Raw genomic sequence first — 12,486 nt, forward strand, 5'->3', positions numbered from 1 at the left:
AAGCCCTTACATCAAGTTACGATGAAGGGCTTTTTAACGTCTACCACTACATATTACATTATTATAAACCTAAACATCAACTTTGTAAAGAAATAAAATACATCAGAACCACTCTTCATTTATTTATGAGTTCATCTTGCAATTGTATATGAGGGTACAGAATTAAATTTATCCATCATATGCTTATATCTAACCTTTTTTCTTTTTCTTTATTCTATCATTTGAGATTATTTTATGCAAATGAAACCCACACCATAAAGAGCTATCTCTCTAGAACTCATTTTCTATTAAGAGATAGCTCTTCATCCATCAATCTATTGCATACTTCTTAAATCTAAAGCTTTATAACTCAGAAATAACAAGAGGTTGGTTACCATAATAAGCATCTATGAGTAATTTTTTAGCCTCTTGGAAGCTTGGAAGCTTTGGAGATAATTTTGTCGCTACTGCTGATATGGCTAGATCTGCAAAGTCATCTAGTTTAGCCATAAACATACTTTCGTCTATACCTGCTTCTGCAAAATTTGAAGGTATACCAATTTTTTTGCTAAATTCCATAAGATAATCAACTAATTTTTGACATAGTTCTTTTTTATTATCACCTTCAATGCCTAATCGTTTTGCAAGTTTAGCATAAGATGCATGAGGACTGGCAAAAGCTGTTGTATATGGTAACAATAAACCACATACCATACCATGTGGAAGCCCAAAATATGCTCCAGGCTGATCAAATCCATGTGCAAGCCCAGCACACGAATTCGTAATAACAACTCCTGCAAGACTTGCTGCCACATGACAAATCTCTCTGGCATTAGCTTTTACATCTTGATGCCTGCTCGATACAGAACTTTCTAAATTCTCCAGTATGTCTAAAGCTGCACCTACTGCAATAGAGATAACCATAGGAGAGGCTGTTTTGCATACGGATGCTTCTAAAGCATGAGTTAATGCGTCCATACCTGTATTAGCTGCTATTGTTTTTGGAAGGCTATCTGTAAAATTAGCATCAAGAATAGCATAAGCAGGTATTAGCTCATTAGATAACATCAGATGTTTAGCTTTGGTTAATTGATCCATAAATACAGCTGCTGAAGTTGTTTCTGAGCCTGTTCCAGTAGTAGTTGGGATAGCTACCATTATGGCTTTTACACCTAGTTTTGGTAAATTATAGGGTACAAGGGCATCCTCCATGCTCATTTCAGGATATTCATAAAACAAGTGCATAGCCTTAGCAGTATCCAGTACAGAACCTCCTCCAATGGCAATAATTAAATCAGGATCAAAACTTTTCATGTCATCTGCTGCCTTAAGGATATCACTAAAAAAGGGTTCATTTCTTATATCTGCAATAAATCTACATTCTCCATTGTTTTCAGCAACAAGCTTTATAATCTGTTCCTTAATAGTATCTGATAGAATTCTTCCGTCATAAATAACGACTGCTCGTTTTTTATCCAGTTGTCTTATAAAGTTTATAGAACCTCTTCCTACAATAAAATGACTGTTAACAAGAGGTGAATATTTATTATTCATAATTTTATCTTCCTTTATATCTTAATGAGTTTTAATGTTAAATAGCATCAAGGTAAGCTCTTATAGATTGAATATCTTTATCCACTTGCTTTTTAACTTCATCAATATTATTAAATTTGATGACACCTCTTATGTATGAGTGAATATCAAGAACTATTTTTTTGCCATATATGTCTTTTGAAAAGTCTAGTAAAAAGGTCTCAATCGTTATATAACTGTGGTCATCAACCGATGGACGCAGCCCAATATTAGTAAGTCCTTGTACCATTCTATCATCAATTTCTGATAAAGTAGCGTACACACCATTATTAGGCATTAACTTATTTTCTGCCACTTGAAGATTAGCGGTTGGCATACCAACAGTTCTTCCCAAAGCTTTACCATGAACAACCTCCCCTAGCATTTTAAAGGTATGTCCCAAAAATTCATTAGCCTCTGAAATATGCCCTTCAGTAATGGCATCTCGAACAAAGCTGGCTGTAATAGCCTGTCCATTTTCTTGTACAGTTTCAGGACAGATAACCTCGTAACTATATACTGATGAAAAATGTTTAAGGGTTTCCATATTTCCACTACAATCCTTACCAAACTTACATTGTTCACCAGCTACTACTACTTTTGCCCCTAAACTATCAATTAAAATCTCCTTTATAAATGTTTCAGGCTCCATATCTGCGATCTCTGAAGTAAACGGATATGAAATCATGAATTGGGGACCATCATTACTCAAAACAAGTGCCTTTTCTTCTTCTGTATATATCACTTTACTTACCCCAAAAAGGTCTGCTGGTTGATAGTCAAAGCTTATTAATACAGAAGTAAGGTTTTTTCCTTCCTGTTCAATAAGTTTATCAATAACAGCTCTGTGCCCTCTATGTAATCCATCAAATTGTCCAAAAGCTACACAGGTATTTTTATCTATGTTAACATCTTTACTATTAATATGTTTCATGTCATGCTCCTTCCTTTCTTACCAATGACTCAAATTAATGTGTTATAACTTTTTTATATCTATGACACATTACTTTTTCGCACTGTCATACGATAAAGTGATAAAATAATGATACCGATTAAATACCATGCAATAATGTAGTACCATAAGGAAGCTCCGTTAATGATTCCAGGTATATAAGATGCTATTATAATGATAAGTGTCATAATTGGAAGAACAGAACCACCAGGCGCACGATAATTACCTTCAATATATTTATTTTTCTTACGTGCTACAAGCAATGAAACACAATTAATGGAAATAGTAATAGCTGCGAACAAAGAACCAATATTGACTATTTCAGCTGTAAATTGAGGAAAACATGCTATTATTATACTTACAGCCGTAACAACAATACTAGCTATAACAGGCGTACCTGTTTTACTATTTATCTTATTCAGAGATTTTGGAAGCATACCACCATTAGCTATGGCTCCAATCGCTCTTGAAGTAATGGCTATCAAAACATTCATGGTTGTAAGTAATGCTAGAACAGCAGAAATGGATATAACTTTAGCAAGCCAAGGAAATGCGGTTAGCTTAGTAAAAGAAGCTGCGTACAGAGGAATAAAGCGCATACCTGGATTTTCCTGAAGGAAATCAGATGTAATGAGTCCCACAGTTGTTAGAATAATCATAACATATAAAATAATAACGATTCCCATAGCTATACAGATTGATTTAGGAACATTTTTGTTAGGATCTTTTACTTCTGATACGATAAATGCAATGGCTACAATGGAACCATAAGCTACCATAGCATTAGGAATAGCACTTATAAATCCTGTTCCCCCCTTAGAACCTTGTGTAAAAAAAGGAGTAAGCAGGCTGGAATCCCAACTTTTCCCAAATAATCCTACAAATACAAATACCACCATGGTACATGTCAATAAAATAACAAGTATTGTGTTGACTTTACCCGCCGCACTAATTTTAAGTATATTAAGAATACAGCAGAATATACATGCAGCAATAGCTAGAGGAATCTGCATACCTTTAAATATAGGAAAACCTACACTTAAATAAGTAGCTATATAAATAGCCGCAAAAGCTATACCCACTATATTAGCATTGAGATATCCCCAAGCAGAAATCCAACCCCAAATCTTACCTTGTTTTTCTGTTTTTCCTAGAGATTTTGAAGGAAATATAAAAACACCACCTGATTTAGGAAAAATAGTAGAGAGTTCGGCTACCTGAAGACCATACATAAGAAGTACTATTGCAGCTATAATCCATGAAATAATGGCAGCAGGACCTGCATAGTATATTGTCATCCCTGACAAGGAAAATATGGCACTACCAATCATTCCCCCTACAATCATAGTAACGCATGCAACTAAACCAAGAGAACCTTGTTGATTGTTATTCAAATTAGACATAAAAAACCTCCTCTTATTTTGTTTTGCTACATAAATAATATTTTTTAAACATTTAGTAACTTCACCGTTAAGGAGGTAAATTCTTATTTGTAATTAAAATTAATTAGCTATTTTTGACTTAATATTTGAGCCGTATCAAGATCAGTAACTAATGAGTTAATATATCCGCCTCTTAAAGCGCCAAGTATTGCAGGAATTTTAGACTTTAATCCTGCTACTCCTATTCGCATTGGTATTTTAAAGAAATCCTCTAATTCAACAGAAATGACACGCTCATCAAGTGGTGTTTTAATTTCTTTTCCGTTTATATCGAAAAAATGTGCACATATTTCACCCACTGCGTTTTTATCAATACAATATTCATAATCCTCTTTCTCCATGGTAGGAAGTATTTTTTTATTTGTTGCATCTCCTATACCAACAACAGCAATGGAGCAGGATTTTATCACACTATATGCTTCATAAAAGAATGGTTCATTGATAATTGCTTGACGTAGTCTAGGATTATTAACTACAACTGGAGCATAGAGTACAGTGGATGTTGCATTTATTTTTTCACTACAACGATGAACGATATCATCAACCTTAATCTTTGTCTGTTCATTATTCCAGCCACCCATAAGTTGTGTAATCGTAACATTATTCGATTTTATAGCAGGCATACAATCAACTAAGGCCGACATACTTCTTCCTCTTGAAAAACCAATAATATCTCCCTTACTAATAATTCCCGCTAGATATTCAGCAGCAATCTTACCTATTTCTTCATATACATTTTCTTCTGATACATTACCCGAGATTCTCACTGCTTTTAGACCAAACTTTTTTTCAAGTTCTGTTTCCAATCCTAAGTTGGTCTCATCCACACCTTCTATACTAATACGAACAATACCCATCTTAATGCATTTACTAAGCATTCGATTCACTCGTTGCCGGGATATGTTCATATTTTTAGCAATCTCTTCCTGAGTAAGTCCAGATTTATAGTAATAATTTGCTACTCTTATATAATCTAATCGTGAATTTCCGAAAGAATTCTCATTAATCATTTCTTAACACCACTCCATTTTATAAATAATATAATATTAGCTAATTATCTCACTTATCGATGTCAAATGCAACTCTGTACTCATAGATACAGCACTAACATTTGTATACGTTACTAAATATATCTTTTATAAAATATCGTGTTATACCTTAAATACCCCAAAATAACTTGAAAAATATTACTTTCCAAACTTGACAATAATTCTATATGTAGATGGATCTATAGCTTTATTAAATGCTTTATCTATTTCTTCAATGGATATAATGTCAGAAATCAAATCCGATACAGTAACAAGCTTATGTGATAATAATCTCGTAGCAGCAAGAAAATCCGTTCTTCTTGGATTAACAGCTCCTGTAATAATCATTTCACTAGAATGAACCTTATTAACACTTAGTTCTATTGGATTATCTGGATGGAAAGAACTATACATGATAACTCTTCCAAGTTTCCCTGCCATAGCAATACTATCAGCAGCAAGTTCAGATATTGCAACCGTACAAAAAACCACATCTGCACCACGTCCTTCGGTAAGTCCCTTTACCTTTTCAATGGTGTTCTCATTTTTAGAATTAATCACTATATCTGCACCAAGTTTTTTTGCCACTTTAAGTCTTTCATCATTTAAATCACAAGCAATTACTCGAGCACCTCTTAATTTTGCAAGTTGTATATGAAATGCACCCATAATTCCTACACCAATAACAACAACATCATTGCCTAATTCAATTGATGCATTATTAACACTATGAACACAACAAGCTAATGGCTCTGTTAATGATGCATGTGAGAGGTCAATATCATCAGATAATTTATATACACGCTTAGAATCTAACAACATGTACTCTGAAAATCCTCCAGGACCTACAAATCCCTCATGTATAGAAGTCTTAAACGAATGTACACATTGATTTTCAAACCCTTTTCTACAGTAATAACATTCACCACAAGATGTTAATAAGAATATTGCAACCTTATCACCAGGTTTTACATTCTTTACATCTTTCCCAACTGATTCTATGATTCCGGCAACTTCATGTCCACCAGCAAATGGATACCTTTGCATAACGCCATTATATACACGTTGTTCAAGTGTACAAATTGCGCAAGAATCAACTTTTAGAAGTACCTGTTTATCTTTTGGTTGTTTTAATTCTAACTCGTGTGTTGTAAGCTCTTTAACATTTGAGATAACACTTACATTATATTTACTCATCTTCAATCTCCTCCTATGCACTTAAAATTTTGGATTTAACTCTTTGAGAGCAGCATCTACACTACAATCTTCATGGATAAGTTTAGCAATAGCAGCTGCATATCTAGCAGGATTTTCGTGTCCCCATATATTACGTCCCATAGCAACACCAGCCCCACCTACTTCCATAGCATCTTTAATTTCTTGTAGAAGTTGACGTTCTGGAACTTTCTTAGAGCCACCTAAGATAACCACTGGAGCATACACGCTCTCTGTTAATTCTTTAAAGCTTTCTTGATCACCTGTATAAACTGTCTTGATGATGTCAGCACCTAATTCAACGCTTTGTCTACAAGCAAAAATAACATTTTCAGGTGTTCTTGAATCATCTCCACCTTCAAAACCTCGTGGTAACGCCTCAGAAGTTACTGGAATACCCCATTTGTGTGCATCCATTATATTTCGAGAAAGATTACTTAATATTTCATTTTCAAACTTGGATCCAGGAAATCCCATTGTAATGATGGAGTCTGCTCCTATTCGAATAGCATCTTCTGCTGTTACTACAGTTTGAAGCGGTTTTGAGCGATCTCCTAAAAAAGAAACGCCGCCATCAATACGAAGAATGATTCCTTTTCCAATAAAATCCTCTCCAAACTTTTCTGTCATACCTACTGTTGTCAAAAAAGCATCTGCTCCAGCTTCAGCTATCTCCCTTATAATCTTCCCAGGATTTTTCAACGCAGGAAGCACATTAAAATTTGCTCCGTGATCCATTGCCATAATAAATGTTTTTTTGTCTGGTCTAAAAATGTGATTCATTCGATTTGTTGTATTACTCATAAATAAAACCTCCCAATTACATTTGCTCAATGTTTGATATTTTGTAATGCGAGTATATCGTAACATGCATTTGAGCATTTGTCAACCTGTAATTACTTTTGTAATTATCTCAACAAAAAAAGGTACTGTATTATTTCTAAAATTCTAAATACAGCACCTTTTTTAATCTATGTTTCACTCGCTATCTAATCACTGGTTTATTGTCTTTATTATTATTCTATACATTAAGCTTCCTCTTAATTTCATGCCTGACCCTTTCTGGTAACCCGTCCTATAGACCGATAAAAATTATTTTTAATTCATCTTATATAATAGAGCGTAAGAAAAAACAGGATATTTTTTTAATTAAGAGAATTTCATAATTACATTTGTTTATTCTGTAACACAATATATCTACTGCTACTGCATATATAATCTAGATATTGTGTTTCACGAATTAAATTATAAATTCTGAAATTCTCTCAATTAAATAACCTGTTTTTAAATAACATAATAATTTTCACTATGGATTTTTCTTCCAACAAAGTGGACTTTTGAACCATTCAACATACCCATCTATCGATTCAATTTCAAAGCTAGCTAACTGGTAAAATTCTAAAGCAAATTCTAATTAAGCTTCTGGTTTAGCTGTAACCATCTTTCTTTCACTTTCATACCATGTGGAGTAAGTTAACGTACCTTAATAATTTTACAGAACTTTATTTATTTTTATATATAACCAAAAAAATATTTATATCATCCAATACCACCATAAAATATCCCTAAGATATAAACTATAATGGTAAGACCGCAAAATATGTATTTTGCCATAGGTTCAAACCATGGTCCAATCTTTTTATTTCTTCCTAACTGAGCTTGTTCCCTTGCAAATTTTGTACCACATACCCAGAAGAACATTATTCCTGCCAATAATGCACCAAGTGGAATAATATAAATGGATACTACATCCATCCAAGTACTTAGATTATTTCCATTTTCTACTATAAGACCTACTCCACCGCTTATTAATGCTATTATTAAAATAGATAATCCCCTAGAGAGTTTAAATCTATTCTGCAATGTCTCAATAGGTGTTTCTAATAAATTCATCAAAGATGATATTCCAGCGAATAATACTGCTACAAAGAAAATAATTGCAAATATTCTACCTGCGGGCATCAATTTGAATACACTTGGCATTGTTATAAACATAAGTGGTGGTCCTGATGCAGGATCAAGGTTGAATGCAAACACAGATGGAATAATAACCAGTGCAGCAAGCATTGCGGCTATGGTATCAAATATAGCAACATATTTAGCCGAATTTACAACGTCTTCATCTTTTCTTAGATAGCTTCCGTAAACCAAAGTTCCTGATCCAGCTAATGATAATGAGAAGAATGCTTGTCCTAAAGCATATACCCATGTCTTAGGGTCTTTTAAGAATTCCCATTTAGGTAGTAATAGATATTTATAACCTTCCGTTGCACCATCCAATGTCATGACTTTTACAGCTAGAATTATAAATAATCCAAAAAATGCTGGCATCATGAATTTATTCACTTTTTCAATTCCTTTTGATACGCCAAAGAACATTATGACAAAAGTTATTAATAGTCCTGCTAAATGCCAGCCAGTACTTCCTAATGTCCCTGCTATTTTACCAAAATAAGCTCCACTGTTTTCAGCATTTGTCAGACTTCCTGTTATGGAACCTACTGTAAATCTAAGTATCCAGCCAACTACAACTGCATATCCAATAGCAATACCCAAAGATCCTATTACGGGAATCAATCCTATTAAATCTCCGTTTTTCTTCCCTCTTCTAGCAACAGCTTTTTTAAAGGCTCCTAGAGGACCTGTTTTCATTGCACGACCAAAAGACATTTCCCCGATTACTCCAGTAAATCCAATAACAATTACAAATATCAAATAAGGTATCAAGAAGGCTGCACCACCAAATTGTCCTACTCTGTATGGAAACATCCACAGATTACCCATTCCTACTGCTGACCCAATACACGCAAGTATAAATCCCGTCTTAGAATTGAATGCATCTCTTTTCTTTGATGTACTAACTTTATTACTCATTTTCTCACCTAGCATAATGAAATAAAAGACTTCACATACTCTTCCTTTCTAGACTATTATTTATAATCTTATTTTAGTCTATAAGAGCTATCTTATTAAATAGGTACGCCATAAAATTTATACAGCAATGCTCCTTTATGATAAGTCAAAATTCTATTATCCTATATAATATCAGATTCTAAACATAATGTCACTATCAAGACATATATATTCTTTTATTAATTATCCTGTGAATATTTTATTTTGATGATTTATAGACCAAATATACTTTAATATAGAAGAAAGTAGTGTTTAAAGAAAATATATGATGATAATTTAGAAAGGATTCATTTCATAAAATAACTCTCATGAAATTCCATAATAAAGACTCTGTATAGCTTTTATAGGGGTATGGGATAGGCCATTATTGGCCGAACATATAGCTATACAGAGTATTATATTGATTATTATTTATCCAAAGGTTCAAGACTCGCTTGGAAATGTCTAAGAATAGGTGGTTCCCAAGTTATCTTATATCCTTTTACATCTTTTGCTCTTTCCTTAATAGCAATTAATGCATCTGCCATTACATCAAAATGTGCTTGAGTATAAACACGGCGAGGAATAGCTAATCTTGTAAATTCAAATGATGCTTGTAATTGTTCTCCTGTATCAGGGTCATTTCCTAACATATAAGAACCTATATCACATGTACGGATTCCGGCTTCCTTGTATAATTCAATTGCTAGTGCCTGACCTGGGAATTCATAATATGGTATATGAGGGAACATTTTTTTAGCATCTATAAATAATCCATGACCTCCTACAGGAGCTTGGTATGCTATTCCTGCATCATCCAATCTGGATGCAAGATATTCCATCTGTCCATTACGATATTCTAAGTAACTTTCGTCAATACCTTCATTCAAACCGATTGCCAAACATTCAAGGTCACGACCTGAAAGTCCACCATATGTAATAAATCCTTCAAAAGATATTGTACGTCCTTTTACATCTTGGAACAGTTTTTCATCATCTTTTACACCAATTAATCCACCCATGTTTACGATTGTATCTTTTTTGGCGCTCATAGTGAACATGTCTCCATATGAGAACATCTCTTTAACTATCTCTTTGATTGATTTATCTGCATATCCTTCTTCTCTTTTCTTGATAAAATATGCATTTTCTGCATAACGAGCAGCATCAATGTTCATTCTGATACCGTATTTTTTACAAACAGCGGCAGTTTCTCTCATATTCTCAATTGATACAGGCTGACCTCCTGCTGAGTTGTTAGTTACTGTCATAACAACAAGAGCTATTTTTTCTGGCCCATATTCGTTAATTAATTTCTCTAATTTTACTACATCCATGTTACCTTTGAAAGGAGCTCTTACTTCTGGTTTCTTAGCTTCTTCAACAACACAATCTATTGCTCTCGCACCAGTAAGTTCAACATGAGCCCTTGTTGTATCAAAAAACATATTAGATATAGCATACTTTCCTTCTCCCATTAATATACCAAATAGGACTTTTTCTGCCGCACGTCCTTGGTGAACAGGCTGAATATATTTGTACTCAAAAATATCTCTAGCTGTATCTAAAAGCTTGAAATAACTTTTTCCTCCAGCATAAGCTTCGTCACCAACCATGACACCTGCCCATTGTTCCTGACTCATTGCATTGGTTCCACTGTCTGTGAGCAGATCAATATACACATCTTCGCCTTTCAAATTGAACATATTATATTTTGCTTCTTCTATCTTTTGTTCTCTTTCTTCACGTGTAAGCATTTTGATAGTTTCAACCATTTTTATTCTAAATGGTTCTGGTACATATTTTTTAGCCATCCAATTACCTCCATACGTATTATAATTTAACTAAAGAGCGGGTATTAATAAACCCTTCAAGCAAATATAATTATGTAAACTAATAGTTGTAAAATTATTTATTTATCTAAAGCGATAGCTTCTATTTCTACCAAAGCATCTTTTGGTAATCTAGCAACCTGTATTGCTGCTCTTGCTGGATAATTACTATCTCCAAAATATTCTTTATATACTTCATTCATAGCAGTAAAATCATTCATATCCTTTAAGAAAACAGTTGTTTTCAATACATGTTTTAAAGTTACCCCTCGCTCTAATAAAATTTGTTTTAGATTTTCTAGAGATTGTTTTGTTTGTTCTTTTATTCCACCATCTGGGAATTGTCCTGTAGCAATATCAATTGGAAGTTGTCCTGAAACAAAGACTAATCCTGCTCCTGCAGTCCCCTGAGAATATGGCCCAATGGCTTCTGGAGCATTTTTTGTAGCTATAGTTTCTTTCATATATTTACCTCCTTATAATTTTTTATTACGATAATATTATTTTATCACCACTATAATTTTCAGTCAATATATTTAGAAACTTTTATCACATTGCATTTTTTTTATTACTGTGATAGTCTATTCTATATATTAATAAATGATTTATGAAAGCTATTAAAATATACTGAGCAGGTGAAATTATGGATAATAATACATTAAAACAATATACTAATCTCGTAAAATTCTTAGGAAAAACTCTAGGTCCTGATTATGAAATCGCTTTACATGATATACAATCAGATTCAAAGTCCATTGTTGCCATAGCCAATGGCCATATTAGTGGAAGAACTGTTGGTGCACCAATGACCAACTTAGGACTTGAGATAATTGCAAACAAAGAATATAAGGATAAAGATTATAAGATAAATTATAATGGTGTCTCAAAAGACCAAAGATTATTACGTTCCTCTACCTTCTTCATAAAAAATAATAATGAAGAACTTATGGGTATGTTATGTATTAATTTTGACGATAGAAGATATACAGAGCTCAGTGACAAAATATTACAGCTTTGTCATCCAGATAAATTGATAGAAGAAAATAGTAAATATAATTCTGTTGATTCCATAGTAGAAAACAGCTCAGAAACATTCTCTAATTCTATCGAAGAAGTAACTGACACTGTTTTAAACAAAGTACTTAAAGATAGTAATATACCCGTAGACCGTCTGACACAGGATGAAAGATTACAGATAGTAGATATCCTAGATCAAAAAGGTGTTTTTATGCTAAAAGGAGCAGTCAGTACAGTTGCCAACAAATTATCTTGTTCAGAACCTAGTATTTATAGATATTTAGCTAAGATAAACAAGAAAAATACATAAACTCACAGGAAATTGATACTTTAATCATTAATCAAAAAACTCCTAACTGATATCTCAATTATTATCAGTAAGGAGTTTTTATATTTTTTCATTAAATAAAACTGTCAATAAAATATTTTCAATTCTTTTCAAATCTATCAACATCAAATTCTGTATATATCTTAATATTATTCTTAGCCAAAAGTTCGGCAGTTAATCCTTCACCTTTTATACGTTTACCCGAAAATGTTCCATCATAAATTAATCC

General features: G+C 33.1%; 10 protein-coding genes. 1 reads left to right on the forward strand and 9 read right to left on the reverse strand.

Features of this window, described 5'->3' with window-relative positions; translation table 11 throughout:
* Positions 1-342 precede the first annotated feature (342 nt).
* From AACQ14_RS07080 to AACQ14_RS07120, 9 genes are all read right to left on the reverse strand, one after another.
* Positions 343-1,533 carry an iron-containing alcohol dehydrogenase gene (locus AACQ14_RS07080; RefSeq protein ID WP_339362879.1) on the reverse strand — a complete coding sequence of 397 codons (1,191 nt, stop codon included), beginning with the start codon at positions 1,531-1,533 and terminating at the stop codon, positions 343-345.
* Between the two features lie 37 nt (positions 1,534-1,570).
* Entirely contained in the window at positions 1,571-2,485 is a 915-nt protein-coding gene (locus AACQ14_RS07085) for a bifunctional riboflavin kinase/FAD synthetase (RefSeq protein ID WP_339362880.1), read from the reverse strand.
* Positions 2,486-2,544: 59 nt separating this feature from the next.
* Entirely contained in the window at positions 2,545-3,906 is a 1,362-nt protein-coding gene (locus AACQ14_RS07090; protein WP_339362881.1) for an APC family permease, read from the reverse strand.
* 107 nt (positions 3,907-4,013) lie between these two features.
* Positions 4,014-4,955, reverse strand: coding sequence for a sugar-binding transcriptional regulator (locus tag AACQ14_RS07095; protein ID WP_339362882.1), 942 nt, complete (start codon positions 4,953-4,955; stop codon positions 4,014-4,016).
* A 177-nt stretch (positions 4,956-5,132) separates the two neighbouring features.
* On the reverse strand, positions 5,133-6,170 hold the full coding sequence (locus AACQ14_RS07100; RefSeq protein ID WP_339362883.1) for a zinc-dependent alcohol dehydrogenase: 1,038 nt from the start codon (positions 6,168-6,170) through the stop codon (positions 5,133-5,135).
* Between the two features lie 21 nt (positions 6,171-6,191).
* Entirely contained in the window at positions 6,192-6,992 is an 801-nt protein-coding gene (locus tag AACQ14_RS07105) for a class I fructose-bisphosphate aldolase (RefSeq protein WP_339362884.1), read from the reverse strand.
* A 735-nt stretch (positions 6,993-7,727) separates the two neighbouring features.
* The gene (locus tag AACQ14_RS07110; protein ID WP_339362885.1) at positions 7,728-9,062 is read right to left on the reverse strand and encodes a sodium-dependent transporter; all 1,335 of its coding nucleotides are present in this window, start codon (positions 9,060-9,062) and stop codon (positions 7,728-7,730) included.
* A 446-nt stretch (positions 9,063-9,508) separates the two neighbouring features.
* Entirely contained in the window at positions 9,509-10,894 is a 1,386-nt protein-coding gene (locus AACQ14_RS07115; protein ID WP_339362886.1) for a tryptophanase, read from the reverse strand.
* 98 nt (positions 10,895-10,992) lie between these two features.
* On the reverse strand, positions 10,993-11,376 hold the full coding sequence (locus tag AACQ14_RS07120) for a RidA family protein (RefSeq protein ID WP_339362887.1): 384 nt from the start codon (positions 11,374-11,376) through the stop codon (positions 10,993-10,995).
* Positions 11,377-11,555: 179 nt separating this feature from the next.
* On the opposite strand from AACQ14_RS07120, the gene AACQ14_RS07125 reads away from it, so the two are divergent.
* A complete protein-coding gene (locus tag AACQ14_RS07125; RefSeq protein WP_339362888.1) occupies positions 11,556-12,239 on the forward strand; it encodes a helix-turn-helix transcriptional regulator in 684 nt (227 codons plus the stop codon).
* Positions 12,240-12,486: the final 247 nt, after the last annotated feature.

The sequence above is a fragment of the Vallitalea maricola genome (assembly GCF_036985595.1).
In the GTDB taxonomy this organism is placed as follows: Bacteria; Bacillota; Clostridia; order Lachnospirales; family Vallitaleaceae; genus Vallitalea; species Vallitalea maricola.